We start from the raw sequence: 23,397 nt of genomic DNA on the forward strand, positions 1-23,397 counted from the left end.
TCATGGGCATGAAACAAAAATTCCATGGGCATGGAATAAATAGAACATCTTGATAGGCGGTTGAAGGAGCAAGGAAATGACAAAGAAAGAAGCAATTAAAATATTTGAAGAGAAAAAGGTCCGTACAGTCTGGGACGACGAGACGGAAGAATGGTATTTCTCTATTGTTGATGTAGTGGGTGTACTGACGGACGAATGGAAACGACACGGCCTACAAGAAGGTGTGCAGTTCGCTACCCTGACAGATATTATCTACAAAATGTGGTTCGGTAACACCTCTGTGATAATATGACGAATACCGAACTTGCCCTCAATATGTTAGCAGAAGCTGCTATCACGGAGTTGTCAAAAGAAAAGGATCCTCAATATTTTGAGGAACACGCACTAATTGCCCAGCAAGGAGGAAAAGCAGCCGAAGCGGCCCGGAAGCAATTGGAAAGTGATTTGGGGCATTCGGTGATTTCTCCACTTAATGCGAAAACGGGGTTAAGATTGAATATTGCAAACGGAGAGAAAGAATAGATGGCAGAGCAAACATTAAAAGAGAAAACAGCTAAAGGTCTTCTTTGGGGAAGTATCAATGGTGGTATCCAACAGATTTTGAATATTGCATTTGGTATTTTTCTGGCTCGCTTACTTTCTCCTGGTGATTATGGTTTGATTGGGATGTTGGGTATCTTTATGGGGATAGCAACTGTATTACAAGATAGTGGGTTTAGTACTGCTTTAATAAATCGGAAAGAGATTAACCATGATGATTATAATTCTGTATTTTGGTTTAGCTTTTCAGTCGGAATTATTTGTTATGTAATTTTATTTTTCTGTGCTCCATTAATTGCTGATTTCTTTGGACATCCTGAATTAACAAATTTATCCCGCGTCCTTTTTCTATGGTTTTTAATAGGCTCGACATCAATAGCTCATTCAGCGATGCTGACAAAAAAATTGATGGTAAAAGAACGTACAAAAATAGAAGTGTGTTCATTAGTCGTATCAGGTTTTGTTGGAGTTTTATTAGCCTATAAAGGCTTTGCTTATTGGGGGATTGCAATACAAACAGTAACACATAGTTTGGTAGGTAGCATTCTTCGTTGGTATTATGTTCCTTGGAAACCAACTTTTACCTTTGCTCTAAGACCTCTGAAGGAAATGTATTCGTTTGGGGTTAAGATCTTGTTTACTAGTATTTTTGCCCAAATTAATGCGAATATATTCTCTGTACTATTAGGGCGATTCTATAAAGAAGATCAGGTAGGATATTATACTCAGGGTAATAAATGGATGACAATGGGATATACCTTTATTTGGAGTATGATTGGAAATGTTTCCCTCCCCGTTTTATCAGAGGTTGCTTTGGATGTAGAACGTCAAAGACAAGTTTTTCGTAAAATGTTGCGTTTTGTATCATTTATATCATTTCCTGCAATGTTAGGACTTGCTTTAGTTGCTCCTGAACTGATCGTTATAGGAGTTTCTGATAAATGGTTACCATGTGTTCCTGTTATGCAGTTGTTGTGTATATGGGGAGCAGTAACTCCTATAAGTAATTTATATACTCATGTTTTATTAAGTCATGGAAAATCAGACATTTATCTATATAGTACAATTATACTGGGCTTGGTTCAATTGATTGTTGTTATCAGTATGTTGTCTTTGGGTATCTATTATATGGTTTTGGCGTTTGTTGTTGTTAACGTACTATGGATATTTGTTTGGCATTATTTTGTGAATAGATATATTAAAATTTCTATTTTAGACGTGGCAAAAGACATTTTACCCTATTGCTTTATAGCTTTAATAGTATTATGTATTACATATTTTGTTACAAAATCAATAAGTAATATATACATGCTTTTCATTGCTAAGATTCTATTGGCTATGTTTGTGTATGGTATATTCATGCATTTGGCAGATTCTGTAATTTTTAAAGAGTCATTCACCTTTTTAGTAAAAAGAAAATGAACGTAGAAGAATATCAAAAAATAAATAAATCTTTTAAAAGAAAATTGATTTATAAGGTTGGTTTAGATTGTGGCTTTTTTTCAGAATATAATAATATGATATTAGCAATGGCTTATTGCATAACGCATAAAATACAGTTTATTCTAAGTTCAAATAACGCAAATTTTGATTATGAAAATGGCTGGTGTGGCTTCTTTGAACCTTTTTGTGAGGATATTGTATCTGAAAAAGAACAACATTACAAAACTGTGAATTGGAAATATATGCTTAAACTCCTTCTAAGACAGAAAGAGTTTAAGATATTACGTAATATTTTTCCTTATTTTTCTTTTTACAAAAAACAAATGTATACACAAGATATTTTTGGGCGAAGTCGAGATTATGGTTTATTAAAAAAGAGGATAAAAGTAAAGTCGTTGAAATCTAAGTTGTCGTTTCAGGAGCTTTGTTCTATCCTTGTAAACTTAACTTGGAAATATAATTCAGAAGTAAAAAAGGAAGTTCATGAATTGATTTCTTCTTTAGGGTTACCAGCGGAATATGTCGGTTTTCATATTCGAGGTGGGGATAAATTTTTAGAATATCAGATTGAACCAATTGAAAGTTATTTTGCGAAAAATAAAACGGGTATTAAGAATATATTTGTTTTAACGGATGATTTTACGATAATATCTGAAATTAAAAGAAAATATCCTGATCATATCGTATATACATTATGTGAAGAATCTGAACATGGATACTTTCATGGAGATTTTATGAATCAAGATGAAAAGTATAGACGTCGTAAGTTGATTCGGTTGTTTGCATCCATTGATATATGTGCAACATCAAAATTGTTTGTTGGAACATTTAGTTCGAACCCTGGTATGTATTTAGGTATGAGGTCACCTTCTATATCCCAAGGTATAGATTTTAATAAATGGATAATTTGGTGAATATGAAAACATTTACATTGGTTCCAATAGGGGGATTAGGAAATAGGATTAATGCTATTTGTTCTGCAATAGTATATTGTCAACAGCATAATCGTGCGTTAAAAATATATTGGTTTAAGGACCCTACTCTTAATTGCCCTGTAGGGGACTTGTTTTCATTAGATCCTCGTTTGCAGAATGTAGAACTAATAGATGGGAATTTTTGGGATTATTATAAAATAGATAAACCGAGGAAACGAAATTTGTGGATTCCACAAATTTATCAAAAGCATGCTTTTGATAAACGGATATTAGATAGTGATGTTTTTAAGGTTATATCAAATCATGAATGTGTCGATTTTGGTGATTTAACTCAATTTCGCCATATTTATATGGTTAGTTATTGGCGTTTCTGGACAGATCCTAATATGTGGAAAATTATTAGAGTTAATCCTATGATTCAAAAAAAAGTTAATGACTTTTTATCTAATAATAATTTAAAAAGGAAGATCGGAATTCATATAAGGAGAACTGATAATGTGTATTCAGTTGAAGAGAGTCCAATAGAACTGTTTGAAAATGTTATTGTAGAAGAACTGAATAAATGTGAAAATACTTTTTTTTATTTAGCATCTGACTCTGTTGAAGTTAAGAAGCGTTTAGTGAATAAGTTCGGAAATGTTATAAACACAAATTTAGAGCCAGCAGTAAGAAATTCTAGAGATGGAATTATTACTGCTTTTACAGAACTTAATATATTGTCAAAAATGGATAAGATTTACGCTTCTTCAAGAAGTTCATTTTCCGAGTTAGCTCATTTCTTGTCGAATAATATTTTTAAAGAATTAAAGATATGAAATATGTATTGAAAATTATGTGTGTTATAAAATCTATACTCCCATATAGTTTTAAGAAGAGGTTATTAAATCTATTTTATTATTTTAGATTTCGATATAATTATTGGTTAAATCATAGTCGGTATTTGCATATTGAAAAAAGAATTGCTAAACAGAAAAATATAAAAGTAGTTTTTTTTGTAACAAGTTCATATGAGTGGAAGGCGGATGAATTATATCTTTTGTTAGAGAATAGTCCTCGTTTTATACCATATATTGTTATCTGTCCAATTATTACTCAAGGTCAGTCTAAAATGATAGAAGATATTAAATCAGCCGAACTGTTTTTTTCAAAAAAACGGTATCGTTATTATAATAGTTATAATAATGAGACTAAAAAATGGATGGATGTTAATAAAGAAATAATGCCAGATATTGTGTTTTTTGCTAGCCCATATAGAGGATTAACGTTAAATAGATATTATATATATAACTATTCAAATAGTCTTTCTTGTTATATTCCCTATGGCTTTATGATTGCAAATATTGAGCAGCATCAGTTTAATGAGTATTTTCATAATTTACTTTGGAAAGGTTTTTATGAGACAAATATACATAAAAAAATGGCAGCTAAATATGCATTAAATAGAGGTGAGAATATCATTGTCTCTGGATATCCTCAATGTGATCAGTTTTGTAAATCTACTAGTTCCTATGATATGTCTGTATGGAAAAATACATCAAAAAGTATGAAAAGGCTGATTTGGGCGCCTCATCATACAATTGAAAAAAATAATGTTGATATCTCATATTCTAATTTTCTGGAATATGCAGATTTTATGTTGGAAGTAGCAGATAATTATTTTGATAAAATTCAAATAGCATTTAAACCTCATCCTCTTTTGAAATATAAGTTGTATGCTCATAAAGAGTGGGGAAAAGATAAGACTGATAATTATTTTGAATGTTGGAGAACTAGAACTAATACTCAATTGGAAGAAGGTAATTATGTAGATTTGTTTATGACTTCTGACGGAATGGTTATGGATAGTATTTCGTTTATGGCCGAATATTTATTTACAAAGAAACCGAGTTTGTTTATGGTTGCAGGAAATACAAGATCTAATTTTAATGATTTTGGGAAATTAGTATTTGATTTATTATATAAATCTGACAGTAAAGAAACTTTGCTTTATTTTATTGATAAAATCCTTTTGGAAGGTGAAGATGTAAAGAAACAAGAACGATTAGATTTTTTAAATACAGTATTATTACCTCCAAATCATCTTTCTGCATCACAAAATATTTTTAATACGTTAAATCAATTGTAATATGATTAAATTTATATTTGACTTGGATGGGACAATTACAAAACAAGAAACTTTGCCTCTAATAGCGGAAAACTTTGGCGTTCAACATGAAATTTCGCAATTGACTCAAGAAACTGTACAAGGGAATATCCCTTTTATTGAGAGTTTTATTCGACGAGTACATTTGTTGGGTGAACTTTCTGTTTCTTCAATCTCAAATTTGTTGATAAAAGTTCCTTTATACGATAGAGTTTTAGAGTTTATTAGAATGCATTTAGATGATTGTGTAATTGCTACTGGAAATCTTGATTGTTGGTCAGAACAACTAACAAGAATTGTTGGTTGTACAAGTTATTTTTCACATGCAAGAGTAGAAATGGATAAGGTTGTTAAGCTGGAGACTATTCTTCGTAAGGAACAAATTGTTAGGATGTATAAAGAGCAAGGTTATAAAGTTGTATTTATTGGAGATGGAAATAATGATCTGGAAGCTATGCGCTTAGCAGATGTTGCAATTGCAACAGGCTTGACACATTTTCCATCAAAAAGTATACTTCCTGTTTCTGATTATTTAATTTTTAATGAGATTACATTATGTCGTTTACTAAATCAGTTGTATTAAGTTGTGCTGGAATTGGTTCTAGATTGGGGCTTGGCCAAACAAAAGCCTTAATTAATATAAATGGAAAAACTTTGATTAGACTTCAATTAGAATTGTTGAAGGATGTTGAGGATCTAAGAATCGTTGTTGGTTATCAAGCACATGATATTGTTGAAGAAGTTCTAAAGTATAGGACTGATGTTGTATTTGTTTATAACCATAATTACTTTGAAACCAAGACGGGCACAAGTTATTATTTAGGGGCTAAAGACGCAAATGATTATGTTATAGAATGGGATGGAGATTTACTGGTACATCCCGATTCTATAAAAAGAATTTTAACTCAAGAAGGAGAGTTTATTTGTTATGCTGACCGAACATCAGAAGAAGCTGTTTTTGTACGCACAGATGAAATGGGTAATGTGCTTTCGTTTTCAAGAGCAAGTGGCTCATATGAGTGGACTGGCCCTGCCTGTTTGAAGCGCTCTAGAGTTCATTATACATCAGAAAATGTATATAATCAACTAGAACCATATCTGCCTATCAGAGGTTTAAAAATAGAAGCGTATGATATTGATACATATGAAGATTATAAAAATGTTATTCGTCGTATTCAAGAATGGAAAATTTAATGATAAATAATGCTCTTGCGATTAAGTTCTGGAAACAGAGAGCTCAAAATGTTATAGATCCAAAAGTCGTAAAGGTGAACTCCTGTAATGATTTTACATCGTATGATGTGAATTTTATATTAAAGTTTGTATGTAGTAAAACTACCCTTTTAGATATAGCTTCAGGAACAGGAATGACCATAAACAAACTGTATGACAAAGTATTAAAAATTGTTGCTGTTGAAAAATTTTCTCAGTTTACAAAAGAAATTATACAATCTCCTAATATTGAGATTTATAATGAAGATATATTGACTTTTGCAATTGATGAAAAATTTGATTTAATAACAATGTTTGGAATTGTTCAGTATTTTAACGAAGAGGAGGTGAAAAATATCTATGAAAAATATTATAATTATTTATTGCCTTCTGGTCATTTGATAATAAAAAGCCAATTCGGTTTGAAAGAAACTGTTACGATTTCAGGGTATTCATCTGAAATTAAAACTGATTATTATTCGCAATATAGAACTCTGGATTTGGAAGTAAATATGTTGCGTAAAGTAGGATTTAAAAATATTGTTTCTTATGATATTTATCCACCTGAGTGTAATCGTTGGAGCAACACTCATTTCTATGCGATAGTTGCTGAAAAATGAAAACTGATATTTTTTTGTTACCCAAAATAGCCGATAAACGAGGTAATCTTTCTTTTTTTGAAGAGGAAAATCATTTGCCTTTTATACTAAAGCGTGTTTATTGGATCTATGATGTTCCAGGCGGAGAGATTCGTGGTGGACATGCATATAGGCAGAATGAAGAGTTTATTGTAGCTTTGTCTGGTAGTTTTGATGTTGTAATTTCAGATGGTAAACAATCTAAAGTGTATCATTTAAATCGTTCATATAAAGGAGTCTATATTCCTAAAATGTGCTGGAGAGAATTGGGGAATTTTTCAACTAATTCAGTGGCTTTTGTTGCAGCTTCAACACTATATGATGAAACTGATTATATTCGAGATTATGATGAATATAAGGAAATGGTAAAATGAAAAGAACGTCAGTTTTTGATTGTACTCTTATTACTTTAGATAAACATCATCATGATAATGGGAACTTATCGGTAGTCGAAGGAGATGCTACCCTTCCTTTTCCGATACGTCGTGTTTATTATTTATATGATGTTCCTGGGGGTGAATCTAGAGGAGGGCATGCACATAAAGAACTTTATCAGCTGATTGTTGCTGTTAGTGGAAGTTTTGATGTGACATTAGATGATGGTTTTGTTAAAAGGACGTTTTCCTTGAATCGTTCATATCAAGGACTGCTGGTTGTTCCGGGGATTTGGCGTGAATTGAATAATTTTTCATCAGGGTCAGTATGCTTGGTATTGGCTTCTTTAATATATGATGAAAGTGATTATATAAGAAACTATAATGATTTTTTAGTTTATAAGAATGTTTGAAGTAAAAATATATTGTTCAGAAAAAATAGATTTGTGGGATCAGTTTGTACGAAAAGCTAAAAATTCTACTTTTTTATTTGAACGTAAGTATATGGACTATCATTCAGATCGTTTTTTGGATATGTCATTAATGATATATAAGAATGATGTACTATGTGCTTTATTACCTGCCAATAAGAAACGAGATATATTATATTCTCATCAAGGATTGACATATGGAGGATTATTATTGTCTTTCAAAATATCTGCAGAAGATGTTCTTTTGATATTTCAACAGATAAATGTTTTTTTGAAAGATCATGGTATTACAAAGGTTATTTATAAAACGATACCTTGGATTTATCATGTTTGCCCGGCAGAAGAAGATCTGTATGCTTTATTTAGATTACAGGCAAGATTAATAGGTCGAAATTTGTCTTCTACCATTATTCATTCACATATTCTAAAGTTCACTGAATCTCGTAAAAGTGGATTAAGAAAAGCTATAAAAAATAACATAAAGGTGAAAGAGTCTAATGATTTTGATTCTTTTTGGTATATATTATCCAATAATCTGAATCATAAATATGGTACTTCTCCTGTTCATAGTGTTGATGAAATAAAATTGTTGCATGAACGTTTTCCTGATCAGATTAAATTGTATGTGGCATTATTGGAACAAGACATTATTGCAGGTACTGTCCTTTATATCACAAAACAAGTTGTCCATACTCAATATATTTCAGCAAATCCAATAGGAAAAGAATTGGGTGCACTTGATTTGTTGTTTGATCATTTAATTAATTATGAATATTTGTCTTATCCATATTTTGATTTTGGTCAGTCTACAGAAGATAATGGGCTTTTTTTGAATCAGTCGCTTATTTTCCAAAAAGAAGGTTTTGGAGGAAGAGGAGTTGTTTATGATGTTTATGAATATGATTTGTAAATGGAACGGAATATAGAACAATATATACAAGATTATAAGTCTTCTGATTTTGAAAAAGTAATGGTTCATTATCGAAGACAACAGGTTTTGCAGTCAATAAATCAATATCCTCATCACCGAATTTTAGAAATAGGCTGTGGTGAACAGCCATTGTTTACGGAAATTGCAGATTTTGATGAATATGTTGTAGTTGAACCTGCCTCTTATTTTTGTGACAAAGCCTTTGCCGTCGCTAACGGCAAATCCTGTATAACAGTTATACAGGATTTTTTTGAAAATAGAGTAAATGAATTGTTAGAGAAACAATTTGATTTTATCGTGGTCAGCGCATTATTGCATGAAGTAATAGATCCTCAAAGTTTATTAGATGGTATATATCAATGTTGTACTGATCAAACTGTTGTCCATATCAATGTACCTAATAGTAGGTCTTTTCATATGTTGTTGGCTTATGAATCTGGGATTATTCCTAAAATAGGATTACTTAGTGATCGTGCAAAGGTTTTACAGCAACATACAAGTTTTGATTTGGATTTGTTAAAGAGTTATGTTACAATTAATAAGTTTATAATATTGGATAGTGGGTCATATTTTATAAAACTATTTAATCATGAGAAAATGCAACGGATGATAGATATTGGAATATTAGATTCCAATATATTGGATGGATTAAATCGTATGATAAAATATATGCCTGATGAAGGAGCTGAAATATATGTTAATGTAAAAAAGAAATAGTAATGATTAAGTTCTTGGAGTTAAAAAAAATAACAGATAAATATTCAAATGAGATCCATGAGGCTGTTGCAAAGGTAATTGATTCGGGATGGTATCTACAGGGTGAGGCTGTTGCTTCCTTGGAGATAAATTATGCCCAATATATAGGAACGAAATACTGCGTTGGTGTTGCAAATGGATTAGATGCTTTAATTTTGATTCTTAGAGCATATATAGAATTAGGCATCATGAAAAAGGGAGATGAAATAATAGTTCCTGCCAATACATTCATTGCAACTATTTTAGCAATTACAGAAAATGGACTTGTTCCCGTTTTTGTAGAACCTCATTTGGATACATATCAAATTGACGATGCTCGAATTGAAGCTGTAATAACAGAAAAGACACGTGCAATTATGATTGTTCATTTGTATGGACAATGTGCATATACAGCTAATATAGGAGAGTTATGTCGTAAATACTCTCTTAAGTTGATAGAAGATAATGCACAAGCTCATGGTTGCAAGTTTTTGGATAAGCATACAGGTTCCTTAGGGGACGCCGCAGGCCATAGTTTTTATCCAGGTAAAAATTTGGGCGCTTTAGGGGATGCTGGTGCTGTTACTACAAACGATGAACAATTAGCTGAGACTATTCGTTCATTAGCAAATTATGGTTCTACTCAGAAGTATGTATTTCAATTTACTGGGCGTAATAGCCGGATTGATGAAATACAAGCTGCTATTCTTGATGTGAAGCTAAAGTATTTAGATGAAGATATATTGCAAAGGAGGAAAATTGCTCAATACTATATAGAGAATATTGTTAACCCTCTCATTGTTATACCTGTAGTCCCTAATTGGAATGCTCATGTTTTTCATATTTTCCCGGTGAGATGTAACAGAAGAGATGAACTGAAAAAGTATTTAGAAAAGAATGATATTCAAACAAATATTCATTACCCGATTCCTCCACACAAACAAGAATGCTATAAAGAATGGAATAATTTGTTATTTCCTATAACAGAACAAATTCACCGAGAAGAGTTGAGCTTGCCGATGAGTCCTGTTTTGACAATCGATGAAGTTTCATATGTTGTTAATAAGCTGAATGAATTTGTATGATTAATCTAATTCGTATATCTGTTTATATTGTTTCTTATAATCAAGAGAAGTATATAAGACAATCGATAGAATCTGTTTTGGGACAATCTATTTCCCCTTATGAGATTTGTATCTTTGATGATCATTCTACAGATCAAACGTGGAATATTATTCAAGAGTATCAACAAATTTATCCAGATATTATAAAAGCATATCGGCATGAAGTAAATCAAGGGATATTTAAAAATCTGAATTTTGCGGAGAGCCACCTTAATGGAAATTTAATAACAGCAGTGGCTGGTGATGACTTTATTATGCCTGGGTATTTTGAGGATGCTGTACGCTGCATAGAGCAAAATAATCTAGACCCAGATAAAGACAGTTTTATTATTGTTCCTAATATAATTAGTTTGCTGGAAGATGGAAGTGAGATTCGATATAGCAATGTGAAATATCAAGATAAGGATTTACTTTTTTTGCGTTTAAGAGGGCTAATAGATGATCGATATGGGTTGGTAAGTCGTTCTTCTTTTAATAAAACAAGTGCTTATATTGAAAATATAGGAATTCATTCTGATTTCGTTTGGGGGATTGATCGTTACCTTCATACAGATAAGGTTTTGTTTATTGATGGGTATTATCCTGTCTACCGAATGGGGGTTGGTATAGTAAGCCGTACAAAAGAAATAGATTTTGCGCAATCTATGATTCAAGCAATCGATGTCATAGAGGAACAGTATAATGCAGATTTGACATATAAGGATCTCCGTTTTTTGAAGTATCTGCGTGCAAAGAGTGTATATCAGTTTCATAAGTCTTTGAAGACTTATTTTTCTTTATTCTGGAATACAGTAATTAATATAGGAAATTTTGGGAATACAAGAAAACAGCTTAAAGCATTTATTTTTTTAGGACTACCTTATAGGCTTAAGCAATTATTATTTCGTAGTAAATATATAAAGTCTTTATCTAAATAAGTCTTTTTATTGATCAGATTTGTGGATAACATACCTAATAGTCTATAGAAAAGGAGCTTTTCTTGTTGATAAATATAAAGTGTATTTCTTATGTCAGATATTAAGAATAAGTGGATGAAAAGTAGAACAATATATATAGATTTAAAAGTTATAGAATCTTTAAAAGATAAGAATTTTTAGAAAGAATAGGTTCTGGTAAAAATAGATATTGGAGAATGATAAAAGGTAAATGAATATTCTGATTTTAAATACATCCGAACGTACCGGAGGGGCTGCAGTAGCAGCCGGACGTTTAGGTAAAGCTTTAAGAAAGGGTGGAATACCAGTAGATAAACTTGTCCGGGAGGATACATGCTTAAACCGTTTTCGATTTTATTGGGAGCGGTTAATTATTTTTTTGTTTAATCATTTGAGTAGAAAGAACCTGTTTACAGTTTCCATTGCCAATACCGGAGTGGATGTCTCCAACCATCCTTTGGTAAAAGAAGCGGATATTATTCATCTTCATTGGGTTAATCAGGGATTTCTTTCATTAAAAGATATAAAGGCACTTATCAAACTGGGTAAGCCGATTGTATGGACTATGCATGATATGTGGCCTTGTACAGGTATTTGTCATCATGCGAGGGATTGCGAAAAGTTTCAAACACGGTGTGAGGCTTGTTTCTTCTTGAACTCAAGGGGTAAAGATCTTTCAACTTTTGTTTTTGATAAAAAGCAAGCTTTATATAAAGATGCGAATATGACTTTTGTCGGTTGCAGTCAATGGCTTGCAAACCGAGCAAGGCAGAGTCGCTTGTTGCAAAATAAAACGGTTCTATCGATCCCGAATCCAATTGATATGAATATTTATCATCCTATGGACCAGGGACAGGCTCGCCAATCTTTAGGATTGCCTTTAGGTAAGAAACTCTTGTTATTTGGGGCGTTGAATGTTACGGATAAACGAAAGGGGATAGACTATTTGATTGCAGCTTTGCAAGAAATAAAGAATCAAGATATTGAACTCGTTGTTTTTGGACAGGTAAAAGAAGATATTCGAAATCTTTTCTCTGTGCCGATTCATCCTATGGGTTATTTGTCTGATGAATCTAAGATTGTAGAGCTATATAATGCTGTAGATGTGTTTATAACCTCTTCCTTAGAGGAAAACCTACCGAATACAATTATGGAATCGATGGCATGTGGAACCCCTTGTGTTGGATTTGAAATAGGTGGTATTCCGGAAATGATCGATCATAAAATAAATGGCTATGTCGCAAACTATATGGATGCAAACGATTTCGCTAATGGTATCCAATGGATTTTAAACAATCCGAATCCTCAAGTTCTTTCAGATGCCTGTGTAAAGAAAGTGCAGGAAAATTATGCTGAACAAATAGTTGCAGAGAAATATCTTGCATTGTATCAGAATTTATTACATAATAGTGATGAAAGATTATAAGTTGGCTAAATATTATTTGATTTTGTTTTATGGAATAACAGGGATCCTTTTCTATCTGTTATCTGCTTATACTCCTTTAATGGCAGATGATTTTCCATATGCATATGTTTTTAATGAAGAAGGTACTAATATTTTGTCTCCTATAACTACTGTTAAAGATATTATCATCTCTCAGTACCACCATTATTTTATAGCTAATGGCCGGAGTGTTGTTCATTTTGGGGAGCAATTCTTTGTCGGGATTTTAGGTAGAAGTTATTTTAATGTATTTAATACTTTGATTTTTCTTTTACTTTTGTATGGTGGTAGTTATTTGATTTCTAACAAAAGAAAATTGACTGCTTCTTTTATCTTATTTTTATTAGTATGGTTTTTTATCCCTGTTCCAGGGGAAACTTTATTATGGACTGCTGGAAGTTTTAATTATTTATGGTCTACAACACTTGTTGTTTTATTTCTTTGCTTAATAAAGAGACCCAGTAGCTGGCTAAATAAATTTTGGCTTTTCCCTTTTCTGTTTTTAATAGGTGTATTTTGTGGTTGGACACATGAGGGATTATCTGCAGGTGTATCAGGTGCTTTATTTATTTATTACTGTTTGGATTATAAAAAGTTTACTGGGAAAATAATACCTTTAGTTGTTGGCTTTTGGCTGGGAACTGTATTGGTTTTGTTTGCTCCGAGTATCTGGGACCGAGCACAAGGAGCTTTAGAAGAGAGCAATCTTATTAGTATTCTGGCTGTGAGAGTTCGTTTTTTGATGTATACCAAATTGTTCCCGTTCTTAATTGTAGTAATGATTTATCTGTTTTTTAGGAAAAGGTTACGTTTAAAAAAACTTTTGAAAGAAAATACTCTTTTATGCTGGATTATCCTTTTTGAGTTTTTATTTGGTTGTATGATCGGATTGCAATCTATTCGGCAAGTTTTTTTTATTGAACTATTTTCAGCTATTTTGTTAGGACGTATATTTTGTGATTATTTAGATGTAAAATCTGTCCTGCTGAAAAAAATACTATATCCGGCTTTAGTACTACTTTTTATTACTGATTATTCCTCTGTCTTGAGAGCTTGTAATATTAATTACAAATTATATCAGGAAATATTTAATGCATCTATGAGATCAAAAGAAGACGTAATAGCTTCTTCTTATAAGAGGCAAGCCACATTTTTTACAACTCATGATTCAAACCGTTTTGTACATGCTTATTTTTTCACTCATAATCCTGCGTATTATTTGAATAGTATGCTTGCGTTTTATGTTCATAAATCGCATTTAGTTATTTTGCCAGAAGATATATATGTTAATTTGTATCAAGCAGATCATTTTTGTAACGAATCAAATTTTGTTTTAGAAAATATATATACAAAACCTGATATTGATTTTTATGTGATGCCAATCGCTCCAGATTCGATTGATTATGAAAAAGATGACGTGTTTTATGCTTTTGATGCAATACAATTAGATGAGCTACCTTGGTATATGAAAATGCTTCGTCCATTTGTGAAAAGATTAAATCCTCCGGAGTCCATGACGGTTTCCTCTGCTGTGACCCGGTTGAAGACATTACACGGTGATTATCTTTTGATCGACAAGCCGTATTTTATGGATATGGGAGTCAAAGTTAAGGATATTAGATTGGTCCAACAGGAATAATCGTTGAAATTTGATTATGGAAAAAGGCATAGGAACCTATTGGGAGGATTTGCCATTACAATGGCGTGAATTTATCAAGTTTGGTATTGTTGGAGTTTTTGCAACAATTGTTCATTATGGTGTTTATTTATTGATATATATTTACGTTCCTGTAAATGTTGCTTATACGATAGGTTATATAGTTAGTTTCTTGTTGAATTTTGCTCTCTCTTCTTATTTTACATTTGGAGTGAAGCCTACAATTCGAAAAGGAATTGGATTTGGAATGAGTCATGGGGTTAATTATTTACTCCATATGTTCTTCCTGAATTTATTTATTTGGTTAGGAGTTGGTAAAGAGATTGCTCCGTTTCCGGTATTTCTGATTGTTATACCGATAAATTTCTTGTTAGTACGTTTTGTCTTTAAATCCACGAAGATATGAAAAAAGTAACAATCTTGATACCTTGTTATAATGAACAGGAATCGTTACTCACTCTTTATGCGAGGCTAAAGCTACTGATGGATGCAAATGTTTCTTACTGTTGGGAAATATTGTTTGTCAATGATGGGAGTAAGGATAATACGATTCATATAATAAAACAGCTTCATTATAAGGACTCACGGATTTCATATGTTGATCTTTCCCGTAATTACGGGAAAGAAGCCGCCATGCTTGCCGGCTTTGATTATGCTACTGGTGATTGTATGGTCATTATGGATGCAGATCTGCAACATCCGCCGGAGTTGATCCCTGGAATGTTAATGCTCTGGGAAGAAGGGTATGATGATGTGTATGCTAAAAGAAAGAGTAGAGGAAAAGAGAGCTGGATGAGAAAACAGTTTTCTTTGCTATATTACAAGATATTACAGAAAACAACACGAGTAGAAATTTTACAAAATGTAGGCGATTTTCGCTTATTGGATCGGAAATGTATAGATGTATTGAGAACATTACGTGAGAGCCAACGGTATACTAAAGGTATGTTTTGTTGGATAGGCTTTAAAAAGAAAGAGATAGAATTTGAACAATGTGATCGTTTGGCTGGTACATCTTCATGGAATTTTTGGAGTCTATTTAGTTTAGCAATAGAGGGTATAACATCTTTTACAACAGCACCTCTTAGGTTATCTACTGTTGTTGGCTTTTTTATTTCTATTATAGCTTTTATCTATATGTGCTATATTTTAGCTAAAACATTGATATATGGAGATCCTGTTCAAGGATTCCCGACATTGATGATTGTTATTTTGTTTCTGGGAGGGGTACAATTACTGTCACTAGGCATTATTGGTGAATATTTAGGACGTATTTTCTATGAAACGAAGAATAGGCCTGTTTATGTGGTTAGGGAATATAGTGGAGAAATAAAGAATTAATTTATTGAGGGCTTACATTACAAATATACTGATTTATAATAAACTCAAAAGTCATTTCCATACCGGAATAACTTTAATCATTTTATTCTCAACCTCTAATATTTGTTCGCTTTCGTGTGTAATAATCATCAACCTTTTACACTATAACACGAATATATAAGATCAAAAGAACAACAAGAAAAATAAGTAACGATGAAACGAGATGAATTATTAAAGAATCCGGTATATTGGACAACAGCTCTTCAGATGGAATTATACCGCCAGATAAATGTATTTATGCAAAAGCGGGGCATGAATAAGACACAGTTGGCAGAATATCTCGGTTGTTCGAAGGGGTATGTGACACAGCTTCTTTCCGGTGATTATGATCATAAGATTAGTAAATTCGTTGAGTTGTCTTTGGCTATCGGAAAAATACCGGAGTTTAGTTTTATAGATGTGGACGAATATATTGAAAGCGAAAATTCGCTTTATGTCAGTACCGTCTCATCGAGTAGCTGCACGAGTGTGTGACATCATCCATACGAAAACCGAAGGTACAGTTTTGAATGCAATTATCCTTCCTCCAATCAATTTAGTAAATATGATCGAAAAAGGGATGCCTGTGTAAGAAAGTACAGATACGGGTTTATGATGATAAGTTGGTGATTGGTAACGAAGCTCGTTTGCAGGATATCACGGTAGAGGATTTATCCAGATCCCATCCTTCAAGGCCACATAATAAAGTGATTGCCGATGTCTTTTATAATTATAAAACTGGTTTTATCGAAAGTTGGGGGAGAGGGACGCAACGGATTATCGACACATGTATAAAAGAAGGATTACCCGCTCCTGTTTATGAGTATAAGATGGGCTTTTTATATCTGATATTTTCAAATGAGCGGATAAATGAGTTGACGGAAATGGAGCAGAAAGTGTATGATCTGATTCGCCTGGATCCGCACATACGTCAATCGGATTTGGCTGTGCAGTTGGACTTGACAGAGTAATATATTCGTAAGATCGTAGAACATTTAAGGGACGGAATGTTTATTGAAAGAGTGGGGGCTCGAAAGAATGGATTTTGGAAAGTAAAGTAAGACGTTTTTGGGGGATCTATTGAACTAAAAACACCTATGTTTTGTCATCAAAGCATAGGTGTTTTTAGTTTATCATGAATGTTAATCGGCTAAATGGAAAAAGGTTTTATGCGCAAATAAAGAAAAATAACGACAAATAAGTTGAATTTCAGAAAGGAAGGATATAGAATACTTAATAATTCTTATATTTGTTCTGTATCTATGGAAAGGACTGGTTTAGTCAAAATTGTTGAATAATATAATTAAAAATGGATGGCCTTGCATATTAATATAGAACAGCTACTATCTACTCGGACAATAGAAAGCAATCGCATTGAATTTAAAGAAGGGTGGAATCCTGCTCCTATCTATCGGACGATATGTGCTTTTGCAAATGATTTTGACAATATCGGAGGAGGATATATCGTTATTGGTATCAGAGAGAAAGACGGTATTGCTGCCCGTCCTGTATGTGGGTTGGAAGAGGAACAAATTGATAAGATCCAAAGAGAGATATTGCAGTTTAATAATTTGATAGAACCAGTATATTTCCCGAAAGTTTCAATTGAAGAGATTGATGATCGTAAAGTCCTTGTGATCTGGGTCCCAGGTGGCTCAAATCGACCTTATAAGGTTCCGGATGATGTGAAGGCAAAAAATAAAACTTATAATTATTATATCCGTTATAATTCGTCATCGATTATTGCAAAAGGAGAAAATGAGCAGGAATTGATAAGTTTATGTAATCAAATACCTTTCGATGACAGAGTTAATCAGAGTGCTACGATAAATGATATTTCAGGGACGTTGGTCCGGGATTTTTTAATCCGAACAAAAAGTAAGTTGGTGGATCAATTGGAAAGTATGAGTTTATCGGATATCCTTGCTCGGATGGATCTCATAGTCGGTCCACAGGAAAGAGTTTTGCCGAAGAATGTAGCTTTGATGCTTTTTAATTATGAACCGTATCGATTTTTCCCTTATACACAAATTGATATTGTAATTTACCCGGAAGGCAAAATGGAAAATCCTTCGAGTATAATTGAGATACCTTCGATAAAAGGGCCAGTGCATTTGATGATTGCAGAAGCGTTGAATTATCTGAAAACGAATGTGATTAAAGAGAAAATTAAAAAAGTTCCAAATCAGGCGGAAGCAATAAAGTTTTATAATTATCCGTATCAGGCGTTGGAAGAGGCAGTTGTGAATGCTCTTTATCATAGGAATTACCAAGAAAGAGAACCTGTTGAAATCGTAATTAATCCTGATAAAATAGAGATAATCAGCTATAATGGTCCTGATCGGTCAATCCATATCTCTGATTTGAAAGCGGGAAATAATATACGGGCTCGTAGATATCGCAACCGGAAGTTGGGAGATTATTTGAAGGAGTTGGATTTGACTGAGGGACGGGGAACCGGTATTCCTACTATACAAAAAGAATTACAATCCAATCGTTCCGAAAGAGCTGTTTTTGAAACGGATGAAGAACGAACTTATTTTCTGGTCGAAATACCTTGCCATAAAGATTTTATAGAACCTGAAATGAGAGAAATAGATCGTGAGGAATTAGCCAATATCCGGTTTGAATATAAGTATTTACAGAAGTATCAAAGTGTATTGTCTTTTCTGGCATCTCATAATGCAAAGAGAGGGGAAATATTGGAGTTCATTCATGTTTCTGATAATTATTATAATAAAACGAAATATATAAGTACATTGTTAAGTTATGGACTAATAGAAATGACCAAGGAGAATTTGCAAGATCCTAATCAAGGCTATCGAATTACGGAAAAAGGCTCGCGCTACCTTGAAATACTTAAGAAAGAGCAATTTTCAGGTAAAGAGTAGTTAGTAAGTTAGTTAGTAAGTTAGTTAGTTAGTTAGTTAGTAAGTTAGTTAGTAAGTTAGTTAGTAAGTTAGTTGGCGTTCATCCCTGTTAACTGGTACGACGCCTACTTCACTTCCAAATAAGCAAAGGACCTGGTTCACTTTATCCAACCGGAGCGATTCTTTTCCTTGTTCCAGTTCACGACAAAGCGTAAGCCTACACCTGTTTTGTTTGACTCTTGAATATCTTTCTTATCTTTGCACAGAAACAAAAATAGATCACTAAGTCTATATGCAGCAACCTTTATTCTCAATCATAACAATTACATATAACGCATCACGTTGGGCGGAACAGACTTTTCTGAACGTGTTGAGCCAGTCGTATCCACATATCGAGTATATCGTGATAGACGGCGGGTCGACGGATGGAACTGTCGATATTATCAAACGGTATGAATCGGGGTTTGCCTATTGGGTGAGCGAACCGGATAAGGGTATTTATGATGCGATGAATAAGGGGCTTCAAAAGGCGACGGGCGATTATGTCTGGTTTATCAATGCCGGTGATTCTTTATGTACGGCGGATACGGTCCAGCGGGTAGCTTCCCTGATACAAAAGAGGAAGGCTTTGCCGGATGTGGTCTATGGCGAAACGAATATTGTGGATGAGGAAGGCCGGTCGTTAGGACTCAGGCGGCTTAAGGCTCCCCGGATGCTTTCGTGGAAGAGTTTTCGGATGGGGATGTTGGTTTGTCACCAGTCGTTTATAACAAAACGTACGATTGCTCCGTTATATGATTTACAATATCGCTACTCTGCCGATTTTGACTGGTGTATCCGTTGCATGAAGCAGGCCGGGGTGTTGTATAATACGCATCTCACCCTGTCCAATTTTCTGGATGGAGGGACGAGTACGATGCAAAGAAAAGCATCATTGCGAGAACGATATGCGATTATGTGCAAATATTATGGTACTTTTGCTACGGTTTTGCTTCATGGGTGGTTTGCTGTCCGTTTCTATACGGCCAAACTTCTGAAAGGGCGCGTTTGATAGTATGAATTTTAATGACATATATATGAAGGATTTGCTAAAGCAGTGGGGAAAACACATTGTTGCCCTGATCTTGTTTTTAGGTCTGGTGATGGTCTATTTTTCACCGGCGGTGTTTGACGGGAAAGTGGTTATGCAGGGTGATAATATCAAGGCTGTCGGAATGGGACATAGCCAGATGGATCAGTATGCCAAGACTGCACAGCCCGGCGAGTTCAGTGCCTGGTCGGACGCTATGTTCGGGGGAATGCCGTATGTGACCGGATATGGACAGCCTGCGCCGAGTATGCCTTCTTACACGATTGTAGACGGTTGGTTGAAAAAGGTCGGTTATGGTGATGCGGCTATGGTTTTTGTCGGTTTGGTCAGTTTCTATCTTCTGATGTGTATCATGGGAGTGAACTGGTGGCTGGCCATTGCCGGGGCGATTGCCTTTGCTTTTGCTTCGTATAACATCATCATAATAGAGGCCGGGCATATTGTGAAGGCTTATGTGATTGGATATATGCCGGTAACGTTGGCGGGGATGGCTTTGTTGTTCAGGCGTTCTTACCTGTGGGGAGCTGTTCTGTTCTTGTTGGGGGTAGCTTTGTCTTTAGCGAACGGGCATATTCAGATTACCTATTATTTGGTATTGCTTTGCCTGTTTATCTATATAGGATATGTGATTAAGAAAATTCGGGAGAAAGCCTATGGAGAATGGTTGAAGACCTCGTTGATTATGGTTGCTTGCGTCATTTTGGCGGTATTGCCTAATGCACAAGGTATGTATTCCAACTGGGATTTGAGCCAGCATTCGACTCGTGGCGCAACGGAATTGACGCCTAAGCCTGATGCTTCGGGAAAGGTGGAAAAGGTTTCTACCGGTCTGGATAAGGATTATGCTTTCCAGTGGAGTTACGGATGGAAGGAACTGCTGACGGTTCTTGTGCCGAATACGTATGGCGGAAGTTCCGGAGGCACGTTGGACAGTTCTTCCGAGTTGTATAAAGAATTGAAGAAAAACGGGGCGCAGGTAGGGAAAGAGTTGCGGACTTACACATATTGGGGGGATAAGATTTTTACTTCTGGGCCGGTTTATTTCGGGGCGTTGGTTTGTTTCTTGTTCGTTTTAGGGATGTTTGTGGTCCGGAATCGGATGAAATGGTGGCTATTTGCCGGTTCTGTCTTTCTGACTTTCCTGGCATTGGGGCGTAACTTCGATGCTTTCAACGATTTGATGTTCCATTATCTGCCGATGTATAATAAGTTCCGTACAGTTGAAATGGCGTTGGTGATACCGGGATTGGTATTTCCGATTATCGGTATTTGGGGATTGCGGGAAATCCTGGCACAGAAAGTGGACGAGGCCCGGTTGAAGAAAGGATTCCTTTGGTCGTTGGGCTTGACGGGTGGTATTTGTGTGATTCTTTGGTTGATGCCGTCTTTGTTGTTGAATTTCCAGTCTGCTTATGATGCCCAGTTCCAGAATCAGGTTCCGGAATGGTATTATACGGCTTTGCTGATGGACCGTGCTTCATTGGCTTCGGCTGATGCACTGCGCTCTTTGATCTTTATTCTGTTGGGAGCCGGTTTGCTTGTCTGGTTCTGGAAAGCGAAGAATAAGAAAACAGCTGCTACGGTAGTGAGTGCAGGTGTGGCAGTTCTGATTTTGGCTGACCTTTGGACGGTGGACCGCCGCTATTTGAATGACAGCAATTTTGTAAAACAACAGCCGAGTGAAATGTATAAGGAAACAGTGGCCGATGAGGAAATCCTGAAAGATACGGATTCGACTTTCCGCGTTCTGAATATCAATAATCCCTGGCAGGAGACGAATACTTCCTATTATCATCATTCGATTGGCGGTTATCATGCTGTCAAGCTGCGCCGTTATCAGGAACTGATCGATCATCGTCTGGATGGAGAATTGCGTGGCATTATCGGGGCTTTACAGAAGGCACAGACGGCAGATGATGTGATGTCCGCATTGGCGGCTTGTCCTTCTTTGAATATGCTGAATACCCGCTATATTATTTATAATCCGGAGCAGCAGCCGTTGAGAAATCCGTATGCGTTTGGAAATGCGTGGTTCGTGGATAAACTGGATATTGTGGAGAATGCGGATGCCGAGATCGAGGCGTTGAATACAATTAATCCGTTAGTGACGGCTGTTGTCGATAAGCGTTTCCAGAAAGATTTGGAAGGATTTGTACCGCAGAAAGATTCAACAGCGACAATCGTGTTGGAAGAATACCGTCCGAACCGCTTGACATATAAGAGTAAAGCTGATAAGGAACAATTGGCTGTCTTTTCTGAAGTCTATTATCAGCCGGGATGGACGGCAACGATTGACGGCAAAGAAGTGCCGCATTTCCGTGCTGACTGGATTTTGCGAGGAATGCGTGTTCCGGCAGGCGAGCATACGATTGTGTTCGACTTCAGACCGCAAGGTTATGTCACGGCTGCTTATGTGGCTTCCTATAGCTCATTCCTGATCTTATTGCTGTTGATCGCAGCAGTCGGTTGGTCGGGGTGGCAGTATTGGAAAAAGAATAAAGAATAAGGATATGGTAGGGGCGAGGTTTTCTCGCCCTTATTTGTAGAATGTCTTTTGAAATGCCGAAAACTCCTCTTTTTTTAGGATTAACCGGTTCCATGTGGCATCCAGGAAACCGCAGCCGTATCCTAACAGCTGGATAAACGATGCAATGATCGACAGGAAGCCGATCTTAATGCTTTTATTCTGTATGGTGGAATCTGCAAAAATCAGCAGGCAGAATAGGCCGAGCGGCAATAAACTCCATGCACAGAAGATACTTCCGATCAGGAAGAATAATACGCCTAAAGTAAAGATTGCCGGCAGTAGGTGGACCAGTTTAAGTGAATCCGGATATTTCTTATACAGATTGATTCGGGCAATACCCGAATTGTAGACCTGGCGGAAAAACTTGCGCCAGTCTGTGCGCCGTTTGTGATAGACCCATGCAGATGGGAACAGGCATACTTTATATCCGTTTTTAAAGAGGCGGATGCTGAAATCTATATCTTCTCCAAAGCGCATGGCGGAAAAGCCGTTGAGCGCCTCGTATGTGCTTTTACGGATTCCCATATTGAAGCTGCGAGGATAGAACTTGTCCATTTTCTTCTTGCCTCCCCGGATGCCTCCTGTGGTGAAGAAAGAAGTCATGGAGTAGTTGATGGCTTTTTGGATATCCGTAAAGCTGTCTGAGGCCTTGTCCGGTCCTCCGAAAGCGTCCGCCCCGGTTTCCTGCAATTCTTTGTTTACCGATTTGATGTAATCGGGGGGGAGGATGCAATCCGAATCAAGAACGATCAGATAATCGCCTTTACTTTGTTTTGCTCCGTAGTTACGGGCATTTCCGGGGCCTCCGTTGGGAATATAGTAATAGGAAATAACCAATTTATCCTTAAAAGCATCGACAACATGTTCACAAGTTTCTTTGGAGCCATCTTCAACGATGACGACTTCGAAGTTTGTTTCGCTTTGCCGTGTAAGACTGTCCAGCAGCTCCTCCACCTCATTCGGGCGGTTGTAGACAGGGATAATCAGGGATAAATGGGATGTTGCCATA

The 23,397-nt window shown here is 35.2% G+C and carries 23 protein-coding genes and 2 pseudogenes; 23 read left to right on the forward strand and 2 right to left on the reverse strand.

What is annotated here, in order from left to right:
- Positions 1 to 76: 76 nt before the first annotated feature.
- From DWU89_RS20985 to DWU89_RS03905, 21 genes and pseudogenes are all read left to right on the forward strand, one after another.
- Positions 77 to 522: pseudogene (locus tag DWU89_RS20985) on the forward strand (hypothetical protein).
- On the forward strand, positions 523 to 1,962 hold the full coding sequence (locus DWU89_RS03810) for a lipopolysaccharide biosynthesis protein (protein WP_115498344.1): 1,440 nt from the start codon (positions 523 to 525) through the stop codon (positions 1,960 to 1,962).
- Positions 1,959 to 2,897, forward strand: a complete 939-nt coding sequence (locus DWU89_RS03815; RefSeq protein WP_115498345.1) for an O-fucosyltransferase family protein — start codon at positions 1,959 to 1,961, stop codon at positions 2,895 to 2,897. The genes DWU89_RS03810 and DWU89_RS03815 overlap by 4 nt, the downstream gene beginning before the upstream one ends.
- Positions 2,898 to 2,899: 2 nt before the next feature.
- The gene (locus DWU89_RS03820) at positions 2,900 to 3,733 is read left to right on the forward strand and encodes an O-fucosyltransferase family protein (protein ID WP_115498346.1); all 834 of its coding nucleotides are present in this window, start codon (positions 2,900 to 2,902) and stop codon (positions 3,731 to 3,733) included.
- Positions 3,730 to 5,043, forward strand: a complete 1,314-nt coding sequence (locus DWU89_RS03825; protein WP_115498347.1) for a CDP-glycerol glycerophosphotransferase family protein — start codon at positions 3,730 to 3,732, stop codon at positions 5,041 to 5,043. Before DWU89_RS03820 ends, DWU89_RS03825 begins: the two co-directional genes overlap by 4 nt.
- A gap of 1 nt (position 5,044) precedes the next feature.
- On the forward strand, positions 5,045 to 5,644 hold the full coding sequence (locus DWU89_RS03830; RefSeq protein ID WP_115498348.1) for an HAD-IB family phosphatase: 600 nt from the start codon (positions 5,045 to 5,047) through the stop codon (positions 5,642 to 5,644).
- Positions 5,617 to 6,255 carry an NTP transferase domain-containing protein gene (locus tag DWU89_RS03835; protein ID WP_115498349.1) on the forward strand — a complete coding sequence of 213 codons (639 nt, stop codon included), beginning with the start codon at positions 5,617 to 5,619 and terminating at the stop codon, positions 6,253 to 6,255. The genes DWU89_RS03830 and DWU89_RS03835 overlap by 28 nt, the downstream gene beginning before the upstream one ends.
- Positions 6,243 to 6,893 (forward strand): class I SAM-dependent methyltransferase, encoded by a 651-nt coding sequence (locus tag DWU89_RS03840; protein ID WP_208642445.1) that lies wholly within the window; start codon positions 6,243 to 6,245, stop codon positions 6,891 to 6,893. The genes DWU89_RS03835 and DWU89_RS03840 overlap by 13 nt, the downstream gene beginning before the upstream one ends.
- Positions 6,890 to 7,285 (forward strand): sugar 3,4-ketoisomerase, encoded by a 396-nt coding sequence (locus DWU89_RS03845; protein WP_115498350.1) that lies wholly within the window; start codon positions 6,890 to 6,892, stop codon positions 7,283 to 7,285. Before DWU89_RS03840 ends, DWU89_RS03845 begins: the two co-directional genes overlap by 4 nt.
- Positions 7,282 to 7,698, forward strand: a complete 417-nt coding sequence (locus DWU89_RS03850; RefSeq protein ID WP_115498351.1) for a sugar 3,4-ketoisomerase — start codon at positions 7,282 to 7,284, stop codon at positions 7,696 to 7,698. The genes DWU89_RS03845 and DWU89_RS03850 overlap by 4 nt, the downstream gene beginning before the upstream one ends.
- Entirely contained in the window at positions 7,691 to 8,626 is a 936-nt protein-coding gene (locus DWU89_RS03855) for a GNAT family N-acetyltransferase (protein ID WP_115498352.1), read from the forward strand. The genes DWU89_RS03850 and DWU89_RS03855 overlap by 8 nt, the downstream gene beginning before the upstream one ends.
- On the forward strand, positions 8,627 to 9,364 hold the full coding sequence (locus DWU89_RS03860; protein WP_115498353.1) for a class I SAM-dependent methyltransferase: 738 nt from the start codon (positions 8,627 to 8,629) through the stop codon (positions 9,362 to 9,364).
- 2 nt (positions 9,365 to 9,366) lie between these two features.
- Positions 9,367 to 10,467 carry a DegT/DnrJ/EryC1/StrS family aminotransferase gene (locus DWU89_RS03865; RefSeq protein ID WP_115498354.1) on the forward strand — a complete coding sequence of 367 codons (1,101 nt, stop codon included), beginning with the start codon at positions 9,367 to 9,369 and terminating at the stop codon, positions 10,465 to 10,467.
- On the forward strand, positions 10,464 to 11,423 hold the full coding sequence (locus DWU89_RS03870; RefSeq protein ID WP_115498355.1) for a glycosyltransferase family 2 protein: 960 nt from the start codon (positions 10,464 to 10,466) through the stop codon (positions 11,421 to 11,423). Before DWU89_RS03865 ends, DWU89_RS03870 begins: the two co-directional genes overlap by 4 nt.
- A 229-nt stretch (positions 11,424 to 11,652) precedes the next feature.
- A complete protein-coding gene (locus DWU89_RS03875; protein ID WP_115498356.1) occupies positions 11,653 to 12,867 on the forward strand; it encodes a glycosyltransferase family 4 protein in 1,215 nt (404 codons plus the stop codon).
- Positions 12,854 to 14,524, forward strand: a complete 1,671-nt coding sequence (locus tag DWU89_RS03880; RefSeq protein WP_115498357.1) for a DUF6056 family protein — start codon at positions 12,854 to 12,856, stop codon at positions 14,522 to 14,524. The genes DWU89_RS03875 and DWU89_RS03880 overlap by 14 nt, the downstream gene beginning before the upstream one ends.
- 16 nt (positions 14,525 to 14,540) lie before the next feature.
- Positions 14,541 to 14,948, forward strand: a complete 408-nt coding sequence (locus DWU89_RS03885) for a GtrA family protein (protein ID WP_115498358.1) — start codon at positions 14,541 to 14,543, stop codon at positions 14,946 to 14,948.
- On the forward strand, positions 14,945 to 15,883 hold the full coding sequence (locus DWU89_RS03890) for a glycosyltransferase family 2 protein (RefSeq protein ID WP_115498359.1): 939 nt from the start codon (positions 14,945 to 14,947) through the stop codon (positions 15,881 to 15,883). Before DWU89_RS03885 ends, DWU89_RS03890 begins: the two co-directional genes overlap by 4 nt.
- A gap of 192 nt (positions 15,884 to 16,075) precedes the next feature.
- Positions 16,076 to 16,396 (forward strand): helix-turn-helix domain-containing protein, encoded by a 321-nt coding sequence (locus tag DWU89_RS03895; RefSeq protein WP_115498360.1) that lies wholly within the window; start codon positions 16,076 to 16,078, stop codon positions 16,394 to 16,396.
- Between the two features lie 107 nt (positions 16,397 to 16,503).
- Complete coding sequence (locus DWU89_RS03900; protein WP_262511135.1) at positions 16,504 to 16,872, forward strand: ATP-binding protein; 369 nt, start codon at positions 16,504 to 16,506, stop codon at positions 16,870 to 16,872.
- A gap of 342 nt (positions 16,873 to 17,214) precedes the next feature.
- Positions 17,215 to 18,792, forward strand: coding sequence for an RNA-binding domain-containing protein (locus DWU89_RS03905; RefSeq protein ID WP_115498361.1), 1,578 nt, complete (start codon positions 17,215 to 17,217; stop codon positions 18,790 to 18,792).
- Positions 18,793 to 18,852: 60 nt separating this feature from the next.
- On the opposite strand, the pseudogene DWU89_RS20990 reads toward DWU89_RS03905, so the two are convergent.
- Positions 18,853 to 19,043, reverse strand: a pseudogene (locus DWU89_RS20990) (hypothetical protein).
- Between the two features lie 20 nt (positions 19,044 to 19,063).
- Between DWU89_RS20990 and DWU89_RS03915 the strand changes: the two are divergent.
- Together DWU89_RS03915 and DWU89_RS03920 are read left to right on the forward strand one after the other, a co-directional pair.
- Positions 19,064 to 19,822 (forward strand): glycosyltransferase family 2 protein, encoded by a 759-nt coding sequence (locus DWU89_RS03915; RefSeq protein WP_115498362.1) that lies wholly within the window; start codon positions 19,064 to 19,066, stop codon positions 19,820 to 19,822.
- A gap of 25 nt (positions 19,823 to 19,847) precedes the next feature.
- Positions 19,848 to 22,367 (forward strand): YfhO family protein, encoded by a 2,520-nt coding sequence (locus tag DWU89_RS03920; protein WP_115498383.1) that lies wholly within the window; start codon positions 19,848 to 19,850, stop codon positions 22,365 to 22,367.
- Positions 22,368 to 22,397: 30 nt separating this feature from the next.
- Here DWU89_RS03920 and DWU89_RS03925 read toward each other — a convergent pair whose 3' ends face one another.
- Positions 22,398 to 23,396 (reverse strand): glycosyltransferase, encoded by a 999-nt coding sequence (locus tag DWU89_RS03925; protein ID WP_115498363.1) that lies wholly within the window; start codon positions 23,394 to 23,396, stop codon positions 22,398 to 22,400.
- Position 23,397 lies beyond the last annotated feature (1 nt).

The sequence above is a fragment of the Parabacteroides acidifaciens genome (assembly GCF_003363715.1).
Lineage (GTDB): Bacteria > Bacteroidota > Bacteroidia > Bacteroidales > Tannerellaceae > Parabacteroides > Parabacteroides acidifaciens.

Coding starts and splice junctions, on each gene's coding strand:
- DWU89_RS03810 (WP_115498344.1), top strand. CDS start 523: ATGGCAGAGCAAACATTAAAAGAGAAAACAGCTAAAGGTCTTCTTTGG.
- DWU89_RS03815 (WP_115498345.1), top strand. CDS start 1,959: ATGAACGTAGAAGAATATCAAAAAATAAATAAATCTTTTAAAAGAAAA.
- DWU89_RS03820 (WP_115498346.1), top strand. CDS start 2,900: ATGAAAACATTTACATTGGTTCCAATAGGGGGATTAGGAAATAGGATT.
- DWU89_RS03825 (WP_115498347.1), top strand. CDS start 3,730: ATGAAATATGTATTGAAAATTATGTGTGTTATAAAATCTATACTCCCA.
- DWU89_RS03830 (WP_115498348.1), top strand. CDS start 5,045: ATGATTAAATTTATATTTGACTTGGATGGGACAATTACAAAACAAGAA.
- DWU89_RS03835 (WP_115498349.1), top strand. CDS start 5,617: ATGTCGTTTACTAAATCAGTTGTATTAAGTTGTGCTGGAATTGGTTCT.
- DWU89_RS03840 (WP_208642445.1), top strand. CDS start 6,243: ATGGAAAATTTAATGATAAATAATGCTCTTGCGATTAAGTTCTGGAAA.
- DWU89_RS03845 (WP_115498350.1), top strand. CDS start 6,890: ATGAAAACTGATATTTTTTTGTTACCCAAAATAGCCGATAAACGAGGT.
- DWU89_RS03850 (WP_115498351.1), top strand. CDS start 7,282: ATGAAAAGAACGTCAGTTTTTGATTGTACTCTTATTACTTTAGATAAA.
- DWU89_RS03855 (WP_115498352.1), top strand. CDS start 7,691: ATGTTTGAAGTAAAAATATATTGTTCAGAAAAAATAGATTTGTGGGAT.
- DWU89_RS03860 (WP_115498353.1), top strand. CDS start 8,627: ATGGAACGGAATATAGAACAATATATACAAGATTATAAGTCTTCTGAT.
- DWU89_RS03865 (WP_115498354.1), top strand. CDS start 9,367: ATGATTAAGTTCTTGGAGTTAAAAAAAATAACAGATAAATATTCAAAT.
- DWU89_RS03870 (WP_115498355.1), top strand. CDS start 10,464: ATGATTAATCTAATTCGTATATCTGTTTATATTGTTTCTTATAATCAA.
- DWU89_RS03875 (WP_115498356.1), top strand. CDS start 11,653: ATGAATATTCTGATTTTAAATACATCCGAACGTACCGGAGGGGCTGCA.
- DWU89_RS03880 (WP_115498357.1), top strand. CDS start 12,854: ATGAAAGATTATAAGTTGGCTAAATATTATTTGATTTTGTTTTATGGA.
- DWU89_RS03885 (WP_115498358.1), top strand. CDS start 14,541: ATGGAAAAAGGCATAGGAACCTATTGGGAGGATTTGCCATTACAATGG.
- DWU89_RS03890 (WP_115498359.1), top strand. CDS start 14,945: ATGAAAAAAGTAACAATCTTGATACCTTGTTATAATGAACAGGAATCG.
- DWU89_RS03895 (WP_115498360.1), top strand. CDS start 16,076: ATGAAACGAGATGAATTATTAAAGAATCCGGTATATTGGACAACAGCT.
- DWU89_RS03905 (WP_115498361.1), top strand. CDS start 17,215: ATGGCCTTGCATATTAATATAGAACAGCTACTATCTACTCGGACAATA.
- DWU89_RS03915 (WP_115498362.1), top strand. CDS start 19,064: ATGCAGCAACCTTTATTCTCAATCATAACAATTACATATAACGCATCA.
- DWU89_RS03920 (WP_115498383.1), top strand. CDS start 19,848: ATGAAGGATTTGCTAAAGCAGTGGGGAAAACACATTGTTGCCCTGATC.
- DWU89_RS03925 (WP_115498363.1), bottom strand. CDS start 23,396: ATGGCAACATCCCATTTATCCCTGATTATCCCTGTCTACAACCGCCCG.